This window comes from Morganella sp. TYF_1, from assembly GCF_043105645.1.
Lineage (GTDB): Bacteria > Pseudomonadota > Gammaproteobacteria > Enterobacterales > Enterobacteriaceae > Morganella > Morganella morganii_B.
In genome coordinates, this window is record NZ_JBICLU010000026.1 from 208,079 (window position 1) to 227,516 (window position 19,438).

Sequence of the window (19,438 nt, forward strand, 5' to 3'; positions counted from 1 at the left end):
TAAAATTAAACGATAGTCTGTTACAGTGTCACTGTTCGTCCGGTTTTGTGAGATTCCATACCGGCCTCAATAATGCGGATAACTTCCGCCCCTTCCTGCGCGGTCACCGGGTTCGGGCCATTATTGATAATCGCCTCTGCCACTTCTGCGTAATAGCGGCCATAGTGCCCGGCTTTGTTCGGATACGTTTCCGTGATCACTTCAACGCCATCCGGTGACAGGCTCAGTTCCCCGTCACGGCTGTCATGCCCCCAGTTGACACCGACCGGCATCTGCCCTGCTTTCAGTGCATTCTCCTGCGGATCCAGCCCGTACTTCACATAGCTGCCTTTCATACCGTGAACGATATACACCGGGGATTCCGCTGCCGCGACCGTGGTGGCATGCAGTATCACTTTCACATCCGGATAGTGCAGTTGCGCATGGAAATAATCCACTGCTTCAGAGCCCGGACGTATCATCCCCAGGTCGGCGGTGATCGCCGTTGGTTTGCCGAAAAACTGCAGTGCCTGGTCAATCAGATGAGAGCCCAGGTCATACCAGATACCACTGCCCAATGCAGCTGCTTCACGCCAGCGTTTTTGCGGATGCGGGCGGTAACGGTCAAAATGGACTTCAAAATATTTGATATCCCCGAGTTTTTTACTGTCAAACAGGGATTTGAGCGTCAGATACCCGGAATCAAAACGGCGGTTATGATAAACAGATAACACCAGCCCGGCATCATCCGCCTGTTTTGCCAGGGTAAATGCGTCTTCCGATGTCAGGGTAAAGGGTTTATCCACCACCACGTGCTTACCGGCAGCCAGCGCCATCCGCGCCAGCGGGAAATGGGTGTCATTCGGGGTCGGGATCACGACGAGGTCAATGGCCGGGTCGGCAAAAATAGCTTCCGGCGTGGCAACAACCTGTACATCCGGATAATCTGCATGCACTTTGGCAGCATCACTGCTCGCGACTTTGGCCAGTTCCATATTGGCATTATTGACAATAAACGGCGCATGGAATGTTTTTCCGGCAAAACCGTATCCGATCAGGCCCACTTTCAGTATTTTCGTCATCACTCCCTCCGGGGGATTGTCATGTTAACGGATAAAAACATGCTTTCAGAATCTGTCATCCTTCTGAAAAGTACCACTAACTGATTCCGTGACGCAAATACTGTGCCCGGTTTTCGTCAGTTTTGCCGCTTTTTCATTCTGATACACACAGTTATCCGTGCTTTCACACAATCCCGATAACCCCGGATGCCCGGGGATTGCTATTATTCACCCCGCTTACCGGGGATCCCGGTTTTTTATGTGCTTTATTTGACTGTTTTTAAAGACTCGCTTTGGGCATTGTAATGGCTGACTACTTATTACTTTTTGTCGGGACGGTGCTGGTTAACAACTTCGTACTCGTCAAATTCTTAGGATTATGCCCCTTTATGGGGGTCTCCAAAAAGCTGGAAACCGCGATAGGCATGGGGTTTGCCACCACGTTTGTGATGACACTCGCTTCCGTCTGCTCGTGGCTGATGGACACCTTTATCCTGATCCCGCTGGATATTCTCTATCTGCGCACACTGAGCTTTATCCTGGTGATCGCCGTGGTGGTGCAGTTCACCGAAATGGTGGTACGTAAAACCAGCCCGGCACTCTACCGGCTGCTCGGGATCTTCCTGCCGCTGATCACCACCAACTGTGCGGTTCTCGGCGTGGCGCTGCTGAATATCAATCTGTCGCATAATTTCCTGCAATCCGCCGTTTACGGCTTTGGTGCGGCAGCCGGTTTCTCCCTGGTGATGGTGCTGTTTGCCGCTATCCGTGAGCGGCTGGCAACGGCAGATGTGCCCGCGCCTTTCCGCGGGGCGTCTGTCGGGCTGGTCACTGCCGGTCTGATGTCTCTGGCCTTTATGGGCTTCAGTGGTCTGGTGAAATTCTGATGACAATGATTTGGATTGCCGTTGCCGTACTCAGCCTGCTGGGTCTGGCATTCGGTCTGATACTGGGTTACGCCTCCCGCCGGTTTAAAGTGGAGGAAGATCCCATTGTGGATAAAATTGATGACATTCTGCCGCAGAGTCAGTGCGGGCAGTGTGGTTTTCCGGGCTGCCGCCCGTATGCGGAATCGGTTGCCAATGGCGGCGCAATAAACCGCTGTGCCCCCGGCGGCGAACAGGTGATGCTGAAACTGGCGGATATGCTGGGTGTGGATCCGCAACCGCTCGACGGTGACGAATCCGTACTCAACCCGGTGCGCAAAGTGGCCTTTATTCACGAAGACCAGTGCATCGGCTGCACCAAATGTATTCAGGCGTGTCCGGTGGATGCGATTATCGGTGCCACCCGCGCCATGCACACCGTGGTTGAAGATCTCTGTACCGGGTGTGACCTGTGTGTCGCCCCCTGCCCGACAGATTGCATTGAGATGATCCCGGTCGCCGTCACCCCGCGTAACTGGAAGTGGGATTTAAACACCATTCCGGTCAGAAATATTCCGGCGGATACCCGCAGTACTCCTGTCAAACCTGTTCAGATTGAGGCGTCGTAAGTTTTATGTTCAATTTGCTCAATTTTCTGAAAAAAGACCGGGTATGGGATTTTGACGGCGGCATTCATCCGCCGGAAATGAAATTACAGTCCAGCCGGACACCGATGCGGGTATGCCCGGTACCGGACGAACTGATTATTCCGTTGCAGCAGCATATCGGCAACGAAGGTGATGTACTGGTCAGCCCCGGCGACCATGTTCTGAAAGGTCAGCCGCTGACACGCGGAACCGGCCGCAGCCTGCCGGTGCATGCCTCATCATCCGGCACCGTGACCGCTGTGGAGCCTTGTGTGACCGCGCATCCGTCCGGGCTGACCGCGCCGTGTGTCCGCATCCGGACTGACGGGCTGGATACCCCGTATCCGGCAGAAAAAACCACGGATTTCACTGCTCTCGCCAAAACGGAACTCACTGACCGTATTCATCAGGCCGGGATTGCCGGTCTCGGCGGCGCGGGTTTCCCGACCGCCAGCAAGCTGAAAGGCGGCGGTGATCTTATCCGCATCCTGATTATCAATGCGGCGGAGTGTGAGCCTTATATCACGGCGGATGACCGTCTGATGCAGGAGCATGCCGGGGAAATTCTCACCGGCATCCGTATTCTGATGCACCTTCTGGAACCGGAACAGGTGCTTATCGGCATTGAAGACAATAAACCCGAGGCGATCGCCGCACTGCGCGAGGTTACTGCCGGTGAAAAACAGATTTTCGTGCGGGTGATCCCAACCAAATACCCGTCCGGCGGTGCCAAACAGCTGACCAAAATCCTCACCGGCCGCGAAGTGCCGTCCGGCGGACGTTCTTCTGATATCGGCGTACTGATGCAGAACGTCGGAACCGTGGTTGCCATCAAACGCGCTATTACCGACGGCGAACCGCTGATCCGGCGCGTGGTAACCGTGACCGGCGAAGCGGTCGGATCACCGGGCAACTTCTGGACACGACTCGGTACACCGGTCCGTTTCCTGCTGCAACAGGCTGATTTCCATCCGCAGCATGAACAAATGGTTGTGATGGGTGGCCCGCTGATGGGCTTTACCCTGCCGGATCTGGATGTGCCGGTGGTGAAAATCTGTAACTGCATTCTGGCACCGACCACAAATGAGATGGAGCCTGCTGCGCCGGAAGAAGCCTGCATTCGTTGCAGTCACTGTGCGGATGCCTGTCCGGCCGGATTGCTGCCGCAGCAGCTCTACTGGTTCAGTAAAGGTAACGAACACGAAAAAGCAGAGCAACACCATCTGTTTGACTGCATCGAATGCGGTGCCTGTGCCTGGGTCTGCCCGAGCAACATCCCGCTGGTGCAGTATTACCGTCAGGAAAAAGCACAGGTTATTGAGATCCGCGAAGAAGCCCAACGCGCTGCCGATGCCAAAATCCGCTTTGAAGCCAAACAGGCACGAATGGCACGGGAAAAAGAAGCCCGCGAAGCCCGTCATAAAAATGCGGCTGTTCAGGTAGATGAAAAAGACAGTGTCGCTATCAACGCCGCCCTTGCCCGTGTGAAAGCCAAGGACAGTAATGCAGGGATGACGATTTCTGTTAATCCGTCCGTCTTACCGGATAACAGCGCCGTAATTGCTGCCCGTGAAGCCCGTAAAGCACAGGCACGCGCACGTCAGGCAGAGAAAGCGGCTCTCGCGGCTGACGCCACACAACCGGCAACAGAGACAGATACCGATCCGCGTAAAGCCGCAGTGGCTGCCGCCCTTGCCCGTGCCAAAGCGAAAAAAGCCGCGCAAGCTGCCGAAGCACCGGCGGAAGCTGCACAACCGGCTGCAGAGACAGAAACGGATCCGCGCAAAGCCGCTGTCGCTGCCGCGATAGCCCGTGCCAAAGCGAAGAAAGCCGCTCAGGCTGCCGAAGCACCGGCGGAAGCTGCACAACCGGCAACAGAAACAGAAACGGATCCGCGCAAAGCCGCTGTTGCTGCTGCGATAGCCCGTGCCAAAGCGAAAAAAGCCGCGCAAACTGCCGAAGCACCGGCGGAAGCTGCACAACCGGCAACAGAAACAGAAACGGATCCGCGCAAAGCGGCTGTTGCTGCCGCGATAGCCCGTGCCAAAGCGAAGAAAGCCGCGCAGGCAGCCGAAGCACCGGCGGAAGTTGCACAACCGGCAGCGGAATCAGAAACGGATCCGCGCAAAGCGGCTGTCGCTGCTGCCATTGCCCGTGCCAAAGCGAAGAAAGCCGCGCAGGCTGCCGAAGCACCGGCGGAAGCTGCACAACCGGCAGCGGAATCAGAAACGGATCCGCGCAAAGTCGCTGTTGCTGCCGCGATAGCCCGTGCCAAAGCGAAGAAAGCCGCTCAGGCAGCCGAAGCACCGGCGGAAGCTGCACAACCGGCAGCGGAATCAGAAACGGATCCGCGCAAAGCCGCTGTCGCTGCTGCTATTGCCCGCGCCAAAGCGAAGAAAGCCGCTCAGGCTGCTGCACAACATTCTGAAGAAACCACTGATTAATGAAGCGAAATAAGCATGAAATTTAGGCCCGTTTCCTCAAACGCCCCGCACCGGCTGAAAATTGCGGGATCACCGTTTACGCATAACCGCGACAACACATCCGCCATCATGCTGTGGGTGGTGATTGCTATGATCCCGGGAGTTGCCGCTCAACTCTGGTTTTTCGGCACCGGTACCCTGTTTCAGATTCTGATTGCGGTTGTGACTGCGCTGGTCACTGAGAGTATTGCTATCCGGCTGCGCAATCAGCCGGTGATGCCGTATCTGAAAGATAACTCCGCACTGGTCACGGCGGTGCTGCTGGCTGTCAGTATTCCGCCGCTGGCACCGTGGTGGATCATTGTTATCGGTACATTCTTTGCCGTGATTATTGCCAAACATATATATGGAGGCCTCGGGCAAAACCCGTTTAACCCGGCAATGGTCGGTTATGTGGTACTGCTGATCTCCTTCCCGGTACAGATGACCAGCTGGCTGCCGCCGGAGAGTCTGCAAATCACCCCGGTTTCACTCAGTGACAGTCTGCATGTGATTTTCACCGGGTTATCTGATGGCGGCTTAACACTTGAGCAGTTACGTGCCGGCGCGGATGGCATGAGCCAGGCGACCCCGCTCGACAGCTTCAAAACCGGCCTGCTGACCCGCGACATGTCAGAGATCCTGATACAGCCTGTTTTACAGGGCTCTGTCGCCGGTATTGGCTGGCAGTGGGTGAATATCGGTTACCTGATTGGTGGCTGCATTCTGCTCAACCGCAAAGTGATTGCCTGGCAGATCCCGGTTGCCATACTGGGAACACTCGCGGTACTGTCCGCCATCGGCTATCTGATTGATCCATCACATTTCACCACCCCGGTTATTCAGCTGTTTTCCGGGGCCACCATGCTCGGGGCATTTTTTATCGCCACCGACCCGGTCACCGCCTCCACCACGCCGCGCGGTCGTCTGATATACGGGATGCTGATCGGCCTTCTGCTGTGGATTATCCGTGTTTACGGTGGTTATCCGGATGCAGTGGCATTTGCCGTTCTGCTGGCCAATATCACCGTACCGCTGATCGATACCTACACACAACCGCGTGTTTACGGGCACAAACGGGGGAACAAATGATCGCAACATTACGCCGTTACGGGGTGATCCTCGCGCTGTTTGCCGCCGGTACCACCGGGCTGAGCGGTTTTGTCTATACTCTGACAAAACCGGAAATTGATAAGCAGGCCGCCGCACAGCAAAAGGCGCTGTTTGCCGAAATCCTGCCGGAATCGGTTTATAATAATGATGTGATTGCAGAGTGCTATCTGGTCACCGATCCGGTACTGGGCAATGCGCTGCCGCACCGCCTGTATATTGCCCGCAAAGACGGCACACCGGTCGCCGCTGTGCTGGAATCCACCGCACCGGATGGCTATTCCGGCAATATTCAGCTGCTGGTTGCCGCTGATTTTAACCGCACCGTCCTCGGCTCCCGTGTCACCGAACACAAAGAGACACCGGGGCTGGGTGATAAAATTGATACCCGGATTTCAGACTGGATCATGTCACTGAGCGGCAAACAGATTGAATCCGCCGATGACCCTCACTGGGCAGTGAAAAAAGACGGCGGGGATTTTGATCAGTTCACCGGTGCCACCATCACGCCGCGTGCAGTCGTCAATGCTGTCCGCGCAACAGCGGATTATATGCAGACACTGCCGCCGCTGCTGAACAATTTACCTCAATGCGGAGCAGAATAATGAGTCAGATTAAAGAATTATTCGCCGACGGATTATGGAAGAACAACTCCGCCCTCGTCCAGGTGCTGGGGCTGTGTCCGCTGCTGGCGGTCTCCTCTACTGTTACCAACGCGCTGGGTCTGGGGCTGGCCACCACGCTGGTGCTGATTTGCACTAACGTGGCGGTTTCCGCGCTGCGCCGCTGGATCCCATCAGAAATCCGCATTCCTATCTATGTGATGCTGATTGCCTCTGTGGTGACCGCAGTGCAGCTGCTGATCAACGCCTATGCTTTCGGCTTATATCAGTCGCTCGGTATATTCATCCCGCTGATTGTGACCAACTGTATTGTTATTGGCCGTGCCGAAGCCTTTGCTGCCAAAAATGCCGTTTATCCTTCTGCGATTGACGGCCTGGCAATGGGGCTTGGTGCCACCGCCGCGCTGTTTGTGCTCGGTGCCATGCGCGAAATCCTCGGCAACGGCACCCTGTTTGACGGTGCGGATCTGCTGCTCGGTGACTGGGCAAAAATACTGCGTATCGATGTGCTGCACCTTGATACCCCGTTCCTGCTGGCGATGCTGCCGCCGGGGGCCTTTATCGGGCTGGGCTTAATGCTGGCGGGTAAGTATCTGATTGATGAGAAAATGAAAAAGCGCAAAAATGCGCCTGCCGCTCCGCAATATGAAACAGAAAAAGGATGCGGAAGCCATCTGGTCAAATAACTGTATCATTAAGCAGATTCCTTTCCCGGAATCTGCTTTTATCATGAATGAGCCAATGTCGTTATGAATAAAGAAAAACGTATTGAAATCCTGATCCGCCTGCGGGACAACAACCCGCAACCCACCACCGAACTGCTGTTTGATTCTCCGTTTGAATTACTGATCTCCGTCTTATTATCCGCCCAGGCAACGGATGTCAGTGTCAATAAAGCCACCCGACCGCTGTATGCTGTTGCCAATACGCCGCAGGCTATCCTGGATTTGGGTGTGGACGGCGTGAAATCCTATATTAAAACCATCGGATTATTTAATACCAAAGCAGAAAATGTGATCAAAACCTGCCGGATGCTGGTTGAGCTGCACAACGGCGAGGTGCCGGAAGACAGAGCCGCACTTGAGGCACTGCCCGGTGTGGGACGGAAAACCGCCAATGTGGTACTCAATACTGCGTTCGGCTGGCCGACTATCGCTGTTGATACCCATATTTTTCGTGTCTGTAACCGCACAAAATTTGCCCCCGGTAAAAACGTGGATGAAGTGGAACAAAAATTATTGCGGGTTGTTCCGGCAGAATTTAAAGTTGACTGCCACCACTGGTTTATACTGCACGGGCGTTACACCTGTGTTGCCCGCAAGCCCCGCTGCGGTTCATGCATCATTGAGGATTTGTGTGAATTCAGCGAAAAAGTGTATCCGGAAGATTAATCTGCTGCGCTTTAAACAGAAATTGTCCTCTGTGCTTGCGGGCAGCGTAAATTCGCGTAAAAATAACCTTAAATTCGCTCACCCAACCAGTACGGGAACCTATGTTTCAAGATAACCCGCTGTTAGCTCAGCTAAAACAACAGCTCCACGATAAAACACTGCGTGTCGAAGGGATCGTAAAAAGTACCGATAAAGGCTACGGTTTCCTGGAAGTTGACGGACAAAAATCCTATTTTATTCCGCCGCCGCAGATGAAAAAAGTCATGCACGGCGACCGCATCACAGCGGCTATTCACACGGTGAATAATAAAGATGTGGCAGAGCCGGAAGCTCTGGTCACCCCATTTCTGGACAGATTTGTCGGCCGTGTGCAGCGCAAAGCAAATGATGACCGTCTCTGGATCATTCCTGATCATCCGCTGTTAAAAGACGCCATTCCCTGCCGTCCGGCAAAGGGCGTTGATCATGAGTTTCGTCAGGGTGACTGGGCGGTTGCGGAAATGCGCCGCCATCCTCTGAAGGGTGATCGCAGCTTCCACGCGGAAATTACCGGGTTTATCACTGATGCCGATGACCATTATGCACCATGGTGGGTCACGCTGACCCGTCACCAGCACGCTCTGAAAGAACCTGAGCCGGTTGAGGTAACGATGGCGGATGATGATCTGCCGCGCACTGACCTGACACATCTGGATTTTGTCACTATCGACAGTGCATCCACCGAAGATATGGATGATGCACTCTACATCACTACCGGTGATAACAATCAGCTTCAGCTGACCATTGCGATTGCTGACCCGACCAGCTACATCCCGGCCGGCAGCGAGCTGGACGCTATTGCCCATAAACGGGCATTTACCAACTATCTGCCGGGCTTTAATATCCCGATGCTGCCGCGTAACCTGTCTGATGACCTGTGTTCACTGCATCCGCATGTGCGCCGTCCGGCGCTGGTGTGTCAGGTGTCTGTTAATGAAGATGGCTCTCTGGCGGATGATGCCGTGTTCTTCGCTGCCTGGGTTGAATCCAAAGCCAAGCTGGCTTATGACGATGTTTCCGATCTGCTGGAAGGGGTGGCTGACCGCGTGACAACGGATGAAACGATCCGCCGTCAGATTTCCCTGTTGCAGGATATGTATCAGCGCCGCCATCACTGGCGTGAAACTCATGCTCTGGTCTTTAAAGATCGTCCTGATTACCGTTTTATCCTTGATGAAAACGGCGTAGTGACAGATATCGTGGCGGAACAGCGCCGCAGTGCCAACCGCATTGTGGAAGAAGCGATGATCACCGCCAATATCTGTGCCGCGCAGGTTCTGGATAAAAAACTCGGCTTTGGTGTTTATAACGTGCACACCGGGCTGGATCCGCTGACCATCAGTCAGGCCGTTGCCCTGCTCGCCGAAAACGGTATTCACTTCAGTGCGGAAGAATTACTGACTCTCGACGGTTTCTGCCGTCTGCGCCGGGAGCTGGATAACCAGCCAACGCAGTTCCTCGACAGCCGTATCCGCCGCTTCCAGACCTTTGCCGAAGTCCGCATGGAAAAAGGCCCGCACTTTGGCCTGGGACTGGATGGTTATGCGACCTGGACATCCCCTATCCGTAAATACAGTGATATTGTTAATCACCGTCTGCTGAAAGCTATTATCGCCGGTCAGTCTGCGGAAAAACCGGCTGAAGCCCTGGCCGAGCACCTGGCAGAGCGCCGCCGTGCCAACCGCATGGCAGAGCGTGATGTCGGTGACTGGTTATATGCCCGTTATCTGCAACCGTATGCCGGTACAGATACCGCGTTCCCGGCGGAGATCATTGATATCACCCGTGGAGGTGTCCGTGTCCGCCTGACAGATAACGGTGCCGTTGCCTTTATCCCGGGCACCTTTATTCATCCCGTCAAAGATGAACTCCAGTGCAGCCAGGAAACCGGCTCAGTACTGATTAAAGGCGAAGTCCGTTACCGCCTCAATGACATCATTCCGGTGAAAGTTGAGGAAGTGAAGATGGAAACCCGCAGTATTCTGGCACGCCCGCTCTGATCCGGTACCGGAATCCCTGACCGATAAAAACCGCCGTTTTGTATTAACGGCGGTTTTTTTATACGCTTCACTCATAACCCGCCGTTGTTTTTATCATTAATCTGCTTCATTCACGTATTCAGCAGAATTTAAATTTTATTTAAATCATATGGATAGAAATTAATAACATGGTTGTTATAGTGACAGTACAGAATAACAGGCGGGAAAATAAGATGAAGAAAACAGTAGTGGTATTGCTCATAGCCGGTGGCTTGCTGGCACTCAGCGGCTGTAAAAACCTGTCAGAACAGGAAAAGGATACTGCTATTGGTGCTGAGCTAGGCGCGATCAGCGGTGCGATCCTGACGGACGGTTCCGGTTTGGGGACGGTCGGTGGTGCCGCTGTCGGCGGGATTATCGGCAACGAGGCAGGAAAGTAACACAGGCGTCCGCAACGGACGCCTTATCATGATATCAGCCGCCCGCCAGTTTGACGTTAAAACCTTTCTCTTCCAGCAGTTGCTTCAGCAGATCGCGCTTATCGCCCTGAATTTCAATAACACCGTCTTTCAGCGCACCACCGCAACCGCAGCGTTTTTTCAGATCTGCCGCCAGTTTGCTCAGCGCCGTATCATCCAAATCAATACCGGTGATCAGACACACGCCCTTACCTTTCCGGCCGCTGGTCTGGCGCTGAATGCGGACAATGCCGTCGCCTTTCGGGCGCGCCGCTTTGACTTCCGGCTCATCAATACGGCCGGTGTCCGTGGAATAAACCAGTCGTGAATTATTGTCCATCTTATAACACTCCCACTGAAGCATTAATGGCCTGCAAAGCCGCCTGCGGGTCATCACTGCGGGTAATGGGCCGCCCGATAACCATATAATCCACCCCGGCGCTGATCGCCTGCGGTGGTGTCATGATACGGCGCTGATCACCGGCATCACTGCCTTCAGGACGGATACCCGGTGTAACCAGTTTAAATTCCCGGCCCAGCGTTTCTTTCATCAGTTTTGCTTCGTGTGCAGAACACACCACACCATCCAGCCCGCAGTTCTGCGTTAATTTTGCCAGACGCAGCGCGTGCTCTGCCGGTGTGGCATCAATACCGGTTCCGGCCAGGTCGGGCTGCTCCATGCTGGTCAGAACGGTTACCGCAATCAGCAGTGGTGCATCGTTGCCGTACGGCAGCAGGATCTCTTTTGCTGCCGCCATCATCCGCTCACCGCCTGCCGCATGGACATTAACCATCCACACACCCAGCTCAGCTGCTGCCCGTACCGCATGCGCTGCGGTATTCGGAATATCATGAAATTTCAGGTCAAGAAAGACCTCAAACCCGCGCTGCTGCAATGCCCGGACACATTCCGGCCCGCAGAAGGTAAACAGCTCTTTACCGACTTTCAGACGGCACTGTGCCGGATCAATACGGTCAGCGAAAGCCAGCGCATCGTCCGGGTTGTCGTAATCGAGCGCAACAATAACAGGCGATGCGATATCTGCACGACCTGTATGCGAAGGAAGAGATGTCATGAATGAATTACCTGTGGTTGGTGAGTTTATTCGGGTAAATAATTACGGGTGAGTGTGACGTTGTCACTGTCCGTCCAGCCCTCTGATAGGCTTGATCGTATCCCATGACCGGCAGGACGGGCAGTGCCAGTACAGGGCGTGTGATGTAAATCCGCATTTGCCGCAGCGGTAATCCGGTTTGGTCCGGATTTGTTCGCCGACCATGTTACGCAGCAGACCGAGGCTCTCTTTGGCACGCCCTTCCTCCGCCTCTGACAGATAATATTCCATCAGGCGGCAGAACAGACGCATGGTCGGATGGCGCTGCAACTGCCGGTTGACATAAGTGATCGCCATCTCCGGCCCTTCCTGCTGTTCAATAATATCCGCAAGATAGAGTTCGGCAATCGCACCTATATTTTCATCCGAACAAAGCAGCAGGTACTCTGCCCATTCCGCCGGCTGATCAAGGTGGGTGTAACAGGTTTCCAGCATCGGCAGTGTTTCACTGACCATTTCTTTATCCTGTTCAAACACCCGCTTGAGCACAGTGACAGCCTTGCTGTATTCCGCCCGTTCAATATGAATGCGCCCCTGCATAATCGACACGCGGGCACAGTTTTTATCCGCCCCGGCAGCTTTGGCGAGATACGCAAATGCCCCGTCCGTGTTATCACTGCCCAGCGCCTGTAATGCCAGTTCACAATAGAAATTAGCGATATTCTCCCGCTGCCCGGCGTCGCCGTGTTTCAGCAGTTTTTCCCCGATATCAATCGCTTTGCTCCAGTCGCTGGTAGACTGATAAATCGATAACAGCGACTGAAGCGCACTTTGTCTGAAATCCGCCTCATCAATCAGTTGTAAAAACAGGGCTTCCGCCCGGTCATAAACCCCGGCGGCCACATAATCGCGGCCCAGCTGTTGTGTGGCGAGGAGACGTTGTTCATAGGAGAGAGAGGCACTTTCCATCAGCGACTGATGGATGCGGATGGCGCGTTCCACTTCACCGCGCGAACGGAACAGATTGCCGAGAGTCAGGTGAGCTTCAAACGCAGAACTGTCTTCTTTCAGCATGTCAAGGAACAAATCAACCGCTTTATCCTGCTGATCGGAAAGCAAAAAGTTTACGCCTGCCACATAGTCACGTGACAGGCGGTCAGCATGTTGTTGTTGATTCTGCTGCGCGCTGCGCCGCCCCATATACCAGCCGTATGCGGCAGCAATGGGCAACAGAAGAAACAACAGCTCAAGCATAATGCTTATTCCTTAGTGGTGTCCCGCAGCACAACCGAACCGGAAGACTGCACCGTCTGGTCAGCTTCCAGACGTTTGATCCGGTGCCGTGCATGTGCCAGCGACAACCGCAGACGTAAATAAAACAGACCGCAGACAATCCAGCCCAGCACAAAACCGAGACCGAACAGTACGGCCAGCAAGGTGGATACAGAATACTGTCCCTGCGCAATCAGATAATTAAATGTGACTACCTGATCGTTATTTGCGCCCAGTGTCACCGAAATGATGAAAACCACCAGTACAAGGATAAAAATCAGAAAATATTTCACCGGCGTTCCTATTATCAGGCTTGCATTTCACGCCTGCTTCTTGCAGACGCACTAATCCCTTAAGTTACCATTTCCCCCGGGGGGAATAAAAGTAATTTGTTGTGTTCCCGAGTTTTTTCCGCTTTTCTGCCGGTATCCGCACAGAATAACGGTAACACGTTTTATACACCCTATAATAACATGATTTCAGGCCTGTGGTGGCAGCTGCACGCCATTTTCACGTTGTTTACTGAGCCAGATGAAAAACAGCCCTGCCAGGATCACATTAATCATCACCGACATCATGATATCAGACGGCCAGTGCATCCCCAGCGCCAGACGACTGTATTCCGTCAGGATCCCCCACAGAAGAATCACACCGGCCAGCCCGCGGCGGCCCTGTGCCGTGAAAAACACAAAGAGTATCAGCGCCCACGCACTGGCAAACAGTGCATGACCGGACGGAAATGCATAGCCGGTTTCGCTCTTCCAGTGCTTCAGGAGCCAGCCGGGCACCTGATAATGATTTTTCACGGTATTATTCAGCAGTTGTGCCCGCGCTTTCCGGGAAAGGTCATAAAATTCGTTTTCTGACACACTATTTTGCTGTGCCAGCCAGACCACATACGGGCGCGGCTCTTTAATCGTGTTTTTCATCGCTACTTTGATGCCCTGTCCCGCAGCCACCACCACCAGGATCAGTGCTGCCGCGCGCAGTGCCTGTTTTCTGCTGCCGCGAAACAAACGGACAAACAGGATACAAAAAATGAGTGATACGATAATCGCCAGCGGATACGCCGCCGTGTCAGTCAGATACCGCAGGCCGCGCAGCAGGTCATCATCACCTGATGGCTGCCAGCGCCAGCCGGTGAGCAATGTTACCAGCGGTACCAGCATCAGCAATATGACACCGGCAATAAAAGGTTTTGTCAGGTTTTTCATCCGGGTTGAATTATTCCGTTAAAAATAAATATTATTTTTGTCAAACTGATGTACTACTATGGTCATGTTCAGTTATTTGACCCGGAAAGGGAATGTCAGTTTCATTTCCCGGGCAACGCAGATAATAACATCGCCAATACGATTATGTGCGTTTAAATAAAGATATTTATATCAATGAGTTAATAAATCATGAATAAAGAGTTGCAGTTAAAACGTGTCGCACAGGCAAAATTACCTACCCCGTTCGGGGAATTTTTGATGGTCGGATTTGAAGAAATTGCCACGGGTCACGATCACGTGGCACTGGTGTTCGGTGATATCAGCGGTGATGAACCGGTGTTATCCCGGGTCCATTCGGAATGTTTAACCGGTGACGCGCTGTTCAGCCTGCGCTGCGACTGTGGTTTTCAGCTGGAAGCTGCCTTAAAACAGATCTCGGAAGAAGGCCGTGGTGTATTGCTGTATCACCGTCAGGAAGGCCGTAATATTGGCTTGCTGAATAAAATCCGTGCCTATGCATTACAGGATACCGGACTGGATACCGTTGAAGCCAACCAGAAGCTGGGGTTCGCTCCGGATGAGCGTGATTTCACGCTGTGCGCTGATATGTACAAACTGCTGGATGTACACGCTATCCGCCTGCTGACCAATAACCCGGAAAAAGTCGAGATTCTGACTCAGGCCGGGATCAACATTACTGAACGCGTACCGCTGATTGTCGGCCGTAATCCGGCTAATGCCCACTATCTGGATACCAAAGCGGAGAAAATGGGTCACATGCTGTGCCAGTCTCCGGGCTGTAATCACTGATCCACCTGCAAAAACAGAAAAGCGCGGCAAAAATACCGCGCTTTGTTTTCACCCGTCTGAACAGGTTACGCCAGCATCTGCCGGATCACATAACAGAGGATGCCGCCGTGACGGTAATATTCCAGCTCCGTCTGTGTGTCGATACGGCACAAGGCATTCAGCTCTGTCACCCGTCCGTCCGCATGCGTAATTTTCACCGGCACAATCTGTTTTGGTGTGATGCTGTTCAGGCCGCCGACATCAATCAGCTCATCCCCGGTCAGACCCAGCGTACGGCGATCTGTTCCTGCCGGAAACTCCAGCGGCAAAATACCCATACCGATCAGGTTAGAGCGGTGAATACGTTCGTAGGATTCCGTCAGCACCACTCTCACACCCAGCAGATTGGTGCCTTTTGCTGCCCAGTCACGACTGGATCCGGAACCGTACTCTTTCCCGGCTATCACCACCAGGGGTGTCTCTGATTCCTGATAACGCATCGCAGCATCAAAGATAGCCAGTGTTTCCCCGGATGGAATATGGCGGGTAAATCCGCCTTCCGTACCCGGCACCATTTCATTGCGGATACGGATATTGGCAAACGTCCCGCGTACCATCACTTCATGGTTGCCGCGCCTTGAACCGTAGGAGTTAAAATCCGCCGGTTTCACGCCGTGTGCCTGTAAATAACGCCCTGCCGGGCTGTCTGCTTTGATGTTCCCCGCCGGGGAGATATGGTCAGTAGTGACAGAATCACCGAGGATCGCCAGAATCCGCGCCTGTTTCACATCGTTTACCGGTGCCGGGGAAACCGGCATGCCTTCAAAATACGGCGGATGGCGGATATAGGTGGAATCCGGCTGCCACTGGTAAGTCGGTGTATTTTCCACCGGCAGTGACTGCCACTGCTCATCCCCGTCAAACACTGCCGAGTACTCTTTGCGGAACATCTCCGTTTTCACTTTTTCCACCGCAGCGGCAATCGCGGCATTATCCGGCCAGATATCTTTTAATAACACCGGCTTGCCCTGTTTATCATAACCCAGCGGATCGGTTTCCAGATTACAGTGCAGATTGCCGGCCAGTGCATAAGCGACCACCAGCGGCGGAGAGGCCAGCCAGTTGGTTTTCACCAGCGGATGGATACGCCCTTCAAAGTTACGGTTACCGGACAGCACGGCACCGACCGTCAGGTCATTCTCTTTAATGGCCGTTTCGATTTCCGCATCCAGCGGCCCTGAGTTACCGATACAGGTAGTACAACCATAACCGACAAGATTAAATCCCAGCTGATCCAGATACGGCGTGAATCCGGCGGCATGCAGGTAATCTGTCACCACTTTCGAACCGGGCGCCAGAGAGGTTTTCACCCACGGCTTGCGGATCAGACCTTTTTCAACCGCATTTTTGGCCAGCAAACCGGCCGTCATCAGCACACCGGGGTTAGAGGTGTTAGTACAGGATGTAATGGCGGCAATCACCACAGCACCGTCCTCAAGGGTGAAATCGTCACCATGCTGAGAGACAGGTACTTTCACCGCCGGGGATTTTTTATTCAGTTCCAGATCAACTGCCGCCTGAAATGCGCCCGGCACCTGCGCCAGCACCACCCTGTCCTGAGGACGTTTCGGCCCGGCCAGGCTGGTTTGCACATCCGCCAGATCCAGCGCCAGCCCGGAAGTAAAGCGCGGTTCATCCCCCTCGTGACGCCACAATCCCTGCTCCTTGCAGTACGCTTCCACCAGCGCGATTTCGTCATCACTGCGCCCGGTCAGACGCATATAACTGAGTGTGACCTCATCTGCCGGGAAGAAACCACAGGTTGCACCGTACTCCGGTGCCATATTGGCAATCGTGGCACGGTCAGCCAGCGGCAACTGCGCCAGACCGTCACCCCAGAACTCGACAAATTTGCCCACCACGCCGTGTTTGCGCAGCATTTGTGTCACCGTCAGTACCAGATCCGTGGCGGTGATCCCCTCACGTAAACGGCCGGTCAGTTTAAACCCGACCACATCCGGGATCAGCATCGACACCGGCTGTCCGAGCATCGCGGCTTCCGCTTCAATACCGCCCACGCCCCAGCCCAGCACGCCGAGGCCGTTAATCATGGTGGTATGGGAATCCGTCCCGACCAGGGTATCCGGATAGGCATAGGTTTTACCGTCACGGGTTTCATACCAGACGGATTTCCCGAGGTACTCAAGATTGACCTGGTGGCAGATCCCCGTTCCCGGCGGCACCACCCGGAAGCGGTCAAAGGCCTGTTGCCCCCAGCGCAGAAAGCGGTAACGTTCGTTATTACGTGACATTTCAATCGCCACGTTATCGGCAAAAGCCTGCTCACTGGCATATTCATCCACCATCACCGAATGGTCGATAACCAGATCGACCGGTGACAGCGGATTGACCTTGTTTTCTTCGCCGCCCAGCACGCGGATAGCCTGACGCATCGCCGCCAGATCCACCACCGCCGGGACACCGGTAAAATCCTGCATCAGCACACGGGCAGGCCGGAAGGCAATTTCATGATCAGCGGTGCCGGTTTTCTGCCAGTTAATCAGTGCCTGTAAATCACGCACCTGCACACTGTCGCCGTCGAGATTTCGCAACAGGTTTTCAGCCAGCACTTTCAGGGATTTGGGAAGTTTATCAAGATTGCCGAGCTGTTCCGCCAGGCGGGAGAGATGATAGATATGGTAGTGTTTTCCGCCCGCTGTCAGCAGGGTCTCACATTGTTGCTTTAAGGTTAACGACATAACGCCTCCACACAGTGTGTCCGGGTTAAACAGATATCTTCCTTATTATTTTCACTATAAAGATACCATATTCCCGTCATCTTTGCGGGGGCAGCCACACAATTTGTTAACTCAATGTAACAAAAACTAACCATTTTTCCGGATACTGTATCCGGAATATACCCGGTTCCCGGCAATGTAATATCCGCTTTCTTTTGTCGCCGGCAGCTAAAATTTTGTGACACTTATTTTCTTGTGCCATTGTTGCTTTACTCTACAATCTGCCTTTAATTTAAGGATATCGCTCATGAAAAAAATAGGGTTATTAATTTCACTTCTTATATTATCTGCCCCGGCGCTTGCTGAATGTGATTTCAAAAAAGCGGCCCGTAACAAAATGCTTGATCAAAAAATCGGAATTTCGGGTAGCTGTGACACGAAAAAAGCCGTTAAAACTCAGACAACACATCAAATCGATGATGCACTAAATATCGATTCAAAAAAAATCAAAAATGACAGTCTGGAAAAAAAAGAGACTATTGAGAAAAAAGCCAATACAACCAAAAAGGTGATCAGCATTGTAAAATGACACTTAAGCAGAGTAACCAGCTTATTATATTACCGGCACAGGCTCCGGTAATATAAAGAAGCCACCTGACGGGTGGCCTGACTATTATCATTTACCTGTTTTCAGCGCCTGCCGGAGCGGATAACCCCCATTCAGACAATCGGCAGCCGAATGTCTTTAAACATGGCTTCGATGTCGTCATTATTGCGCAGCGCTATGGCTTTATCTACCACATCCCGCGTCAGATGCGGTGCGAAACGCCACATAAAATCATACATATAGGTTCTCAGGAAACTGCCGCGCCGGAATCCGATCTTTGTGGTGCTGTAGCTGAATTTGTCCCGCATATCGATACTGACAAGATCTTTATCCGTTTCCGGGTCAACCGCCATACTGGCAATAATCCCGATCCCGAGCCCGAGACGGACATAGGTCTTAATCACATCCGCATCGGTTGCGGTAAAGACCACTTTCGGCTTCAGCCCCTGCTTTTCAAAGGTACTGTCCAGCTCGGAGCGACCGGTGAAACCGTGGGTATAGGTAACAATCTCATATTCTGCAATATCGGCAATAGTCAGGTCACGCCGCTGCGCCAGCGGATGATCACGGCGGACCACAACAGCCCGGTTCCACTGATAGCACGGCAGCATAATCAAATCGTTATACAGATGCAGGGCTTCTGTCGCGATAGCAAAATCGCTATTACCTTTGCAGACATCCTCGGCTATCTGTGTCGGGGTGCCCTGATGCATATGCAGGGAAACGTGCGGGTAACGCTCAATAAAGCCTTTAATCACCGGCGGCAGTGCGTAACGTGCCTGGGTATGTGTTGTGGCAATACTCAGGGTGCCCTGCTCCGGATAGGTGTGCTCACTGGCGACGGCTTTGATGGCATCAATTTTGGCCAGCACTTCGCGGGAGATACGAATAACGGATTCCCCGGCCGGTGTCACATGGGTCAGATGTTTACCGCTGCGGGCAAAAATCTGCATGCCCAGCTCATCTTCCAGCATCCGGATCTGCTTACTGATACCGGGCTGTGATGTGTACAACCCCTCGGCGGTTGAGGAAACATTCAGATTATGATTGACCACTTCCACAATATAGCGCAGCTGCTGTAATTTCATCCGCTTATTCCTTTCCGTGCAGGTTTGACATTGCTTACTCCTTTTTCATCTTTATTATTA

The 19,438-nt window shown here is 53.3% G+C and carries 19 protein-coding genes; 11 read left to right on the forward strand and 8 right to left on the reverse strand.

Translation table 11 applies throughout. From position 1 onward, the window contains the following. Positions 1 to 20: 20 nt before the first annotated feature. Entirely contained in the window at positions 21 to 1,061 is a 1,041-nt protein-coding gene (locus ACF8OF_RS14255) for an oxidoreductase (RefSeq protein WP_279800693.1), read from the reverse strand. A gap of 284 nt (positions 1,062 to 1,345) precedes the next feature. On the opposite strand from ACF8OF_RS14255, the gene rsxA reads away from it, so the two are divergent. From rsxA to ACF8OF_RS14300, 9 genes are all read left to right on the forward strand, one after another. Continuing rightward, positions 1,346 to 1,927 (forward strand): electron transport complex subunit RsxA, encoded by a 582-nt coding sequence (gene rsxA / locus ACF8OF_RS14260; RefSeq protein ID WP_015422727.1) that lies wholly within the window; start codon positions 1,346 to 1,348, stop codon positions 1,925 to 1,927. Next, positions 1,927 to 2,535: an electron transport complex subunit RsxB gene (gene rsxB, locus ACF8OF_RS14265; RefSeq protein WP_262861969.1), complete on the forward strand. Its 609-nt coding sequence runs from the start codon at positions 1,927 to 1,929 to the stop codon at positions 2,533 to 2,535. The genes rsxA and rsxB overlap by 1 nt, the downstream gene beginning before the upstream one ends. 5 nt (positions 2,536 to 2,540) lie before the next feature. Continuing rightward, complete coding sequence (gene rsxC, locus ACF8OF_RS14270) at positions 2,541 to 4,997, forward strand: electron transport complex subunit RsxC (protein ID WP_392497019.1); 2,457 nt, start codon at positions 2,541 to 2,543, stop codon at positions 4,995 to 4,997. Positions 4,998 to 5,012: 15 nt separating this feature from the next. Continuing rightward, positions 5,013 to 6,107, forward strand: coding sequence for an electron transport complex subunit RsxD (gene rsxD, locus ACF8OF_RS14275; RefSeq protein WP_262882500.1), 1,095 nt, complete (start codon positions 5,013 to 5,015; stop codon positions 6,105 to 6,107). Then, entirely contained in the window at positions 6,104 to 6,730 is a 627-nt protein-coding gene (rsxG, locus tag ACF8OF_RS14280) for an electron transport complex subunit RsxG (RefSeq protein WP_392497020.1), read from the forward strand. The genes rsxD and rsxG overlap by 4 nt, the downstream gene beginning before the upstream one ends. After that, positions 6,730 to 7,434, forward strand: coding sequence for an electron transport complex subunit E (locus ACF8OF_RS14285; RefSeq protein ID WP_025153139.1), 705 nt, complete (start codon positions 6,730 to 6,732; stop codon positions 7,432 to 7,434). The genes rsxG and ACF8OF_RS14285 overlap by 1 nt, the downstream gene beginning before the upstream one ends. A 63-nt stretch (positions 7,435 to 7,497) precedes the next feature. Further along, positions 7,498 to 8,139, forward strand: coding sequence for an endonuclease III (gene nth / locus ACF8OF_RS14290; RefSeq protein WP_392497021.1), 642 nt, complete (start codon positions 7,498 to 7,500; stop codon positions 8,137 to 8,139). A 101-nt stretch (positions 8,140 to 8,240) separates the two neighbouring features. Further along, positions 8,241 to 10,178, forward strand: coding sequence for an exoribonuclease II (locus ACF8OF_RS14295; protein WP_279800696.1), 1,938 nt, complete (start codon positions 8,241 to 8,243; stop codon positions 10,176 to 10,178). Between the two features lie 212 nt (positions 10,179 to 10,390). Continuing rightward, positions 10,391 to 10,597, forward strand: a complete 207-nt coding sequence (locus tag ACF8OF_RS14300; RefSeq protein ID WP_262860529.1) for a glycine zipper 2TM domain-containing protein — start codon at positions 10,391 to 10,393, stop codon at positions 10,595 to 10,597. Positions 10,598 to 10,631: 34 nt separating this feature from the next. Here the strand turns inward: ACF8OF_RS14300 and yciH are convergent, their stop codons facing one another. From yciH to ACF8OF_RS14325, 5 genes are all read right to left on the reverse strand, one after another. Continuing rightward, entirely contained in the window at positions 10,632 to 10,955 is a 324-nt protein-coding gene (gene yciH / locus ACF8OF_RS14305) for a stress response translation initiation inhibitor YciH (RefSeq protein WP_262860528.1), read from the reverse strand. Position 10,956: 1 nt separating this feature from the next. After that, positions 10,957 to 11,691, reverse strand: a complete 735-nt coding sequence (pyrF, locus tag ACF8OF_RS14310) for an orotidine-5'-phosphate decarboxylase (protein WP_262864707.1) — start codon at positions 11,689 to 11,691, stop codon at positions 10,957 to 10,959. Between the two features lie 63 nt (positions 11,692 to 11,754). Further along, positions 11,755 to 12,924, reverse strand: coding sequence for a lipopolysaccharide assembly protein LapB (lapB, locus tag ACF8OF_RS14315; protein ID WP_262860526.1), 1,170 nt, complete (start codon positions 12,922 to 12,924; stop codon positions 11,755 to 11,757). A gap of 5 nt (positions 12,925 to 12,929) precedes the next feature. Further along, positions 12,930 to 13,235 (reverse strand): LapA family protein, encoded by a 306-nt coding sequence (locus ACF8OF_RS14320; protein WP_262860525.1) that lies wholly within the window; start codon positions 13,233 to 13,235, stop codon positions 12,930 to 12,932. A 186-nt stretch (positions 13,236 to 13,421) separates the two neighbouring features. Beyond that, entirely contained in the window at positions 13,422 to 14,156 is a 735-nt protein-coding gene (locus ACF8OF_RS14325; RefSeq protein WP_262861971.1) for a phosphatase PAP2 family protein, read from the reverse strand. A 201-nt stretch (positions 14,157 to 14,357) separates the two neighbouring features. On the opposite strand from ACF8OF_RS14325, the gene ribA reads away from it, so the two are divergent. Then, on the forward strand, positions 14,358 to 14,966 hold the full coding sequence (gene ribA / locus ACF8OF_RS14330; protein WP_024473150.1) for a GTP cyclohydrolase II: 609 nt from the start codon (positions 14,358 to 14,360) through the stop codon (positions 14,964 to 14,966). A 65-nt stretch (positions 14,967 to 15,031) separates the two neighbouring features. Here ribA and acnA read toward each other — a convergent pair whose 3' ends face one another. Continuing rightward, a complete protein-coding gene (acnA, locus tag ACF8OF_RS14335; RefSeq protein ID WP_392497022.1) occupies positions 15,032 to 17,704 on the reverse strand; it encodes an aconitate hydratase AcnA in 2,673 nt (890 codons plus the stop codon). A 286-nt stretch (positions 17,705 to 17,990) separates the two neighbouring features. On the opposite strand from acnA, the gene ACF8OF_RS14340 reads away from it, so the two are divergent. Continuing rightward, positions 17,991 to 18,272 carry a hypothetical protein gene (locus ACF8OF_RS14340; RefSeq protein ID WP_262861680.1) on the forward strand — a complete coding sequence of 94 codons (282 nt, stop codon included), beginning with the start codon at positions 17,991 to 17,993 and terminating at the stop codon, positions 18,270 to 18,272. Positions 18,273 to 18,403: 131 nt separating this feature from the next. On the opposite strand, the gene cysB is transcribed toward ACF8OF_RS14340, so the two are convergent. Further along, entirely contained in the window at positions 18,404 to 19,378 is a 975-nt protein-coding gene (cysB, locus tag ACF8OF_RS14345; RefSeq protein WP_262861679.1) for an HTH-type transcriptional regulator CysB, read from the reverse strand. Positions 19,379 to 19,438 lie beyond the last annotated feature (60 nt).

Bases quoted from the DNA above. Each gene is read 5' to 3' on its own strand.
- ACF8OF_RS14255 (WP_279800693.1), bottom strand. From the start codon at position 1,061: ATGACGAAAATACTGAAAGTGGGCCTGATCGGATACGGTTTTGCCGGA.
- rsxA (WP_015422727.1), top strand. From the start codon at position 1,346: ATGGCTGACTACTTATTACTTTTTGTCGGGACGGTGCTGGTTAACAAC.
- rsxB (WP_262861969.1), top strand. From the start codon at position 1,927: ATGACAATGATTTGGATTGCCGTTGCCGTACTCAGCCTGCTGGGTCTG.
- rsxC (WP_392497019.1), top strand. From the start codon at position 2,541: ATGTTCAATTTGCTCAATTTTCTGAAAAAAGACCGGGTATGGGATTTT.
- rsxD (WP_262882500.1), top strand. From the start codon at position 5,013: ATGAAATTTAGGCCCGTTTCCTCAAACGCCCCGCACCGGCTGAAAATT.
- rsxG (WP_392497020.1), top strand. From the start codon at position 6,104: ATGATCGCAACATTACGCCGTTACGGGGTGATCCTCGCGCTGTTTGCC.
- ACF8OF_RS14285 (WP_025153139.1), top strand. From the start codon at position 6,730: ATGAGTCAGATTAAAGAATTATTCGCCGACGGATTATGGAAGAACAAC.
- nth (WP_392497021.1), top strand. From the start codon at position 7,498: ATGAATAAAGAAAAACGTATTGAAATCCTGATCCGCCTGCGGGACAAC.
- ACF8OF_RS14295 (WP_279800696.1), top strand. From the start codon at position 8,241: ATGTTTCAAGATAACCCGCTGTTAGCTCAGCTAAAACAACAGCTCCAC.
- ACF8OF_RS14300 (WP_262860529.1), top strand. From the start codon at position 10,391: ATGAAGAAAACAGTAGTGGTATTGCTCATAGCCGGTGGCTTGCTGGCA.
- yciH (WP_262860528.1), bottom strand. From the start codon at position 10,955: ATGGACAATAATTCACGACTGGTTTATTCCACGGACACCGGCCGTATT.
- pyrF (WP_262864707.1), bottom strand. From the start codon at position 11,691: ATGACATCTCTTCCTTCGCATACAGGTCGTGCAGATATCGCATCGCCT.
- lapB (WP_262860526.1), bottom strand. From the start codon at position 12,924: ATGCTTGAGCTGTTGTTTCTTCTGTTGCCCATTGCTGCCGCATACGGC.
- ACF8OF_RS14325 (WP_262861971.1), bottom strand. From the start codon at position 14,156: ATGAAAAACCTGACAAAACCTTTTATTGCCGGTGTCATATTGCTGATG.
- acnA (WP_392497022.1), bottom strand. From the start codon at position 17,704: ATGTCGTTAACCTTAAAGCAACAATGTGAGACCCTGCTGACAGCGGGC.
- ACF8OF_RS14340 (WP_262861680.1), top strand. From the start codon at position 17,991: ATGAAAAAAATAGGGTTATTAATTTCACTTCTTATATTATCTGCCCCG.
- cysB (WP_262861679.1), bottom strand. From the start codon at position 19,378: ATGAAATTACAGCAGCTGCGCTATATTGTGGAAGTGGTCAATCATAAT.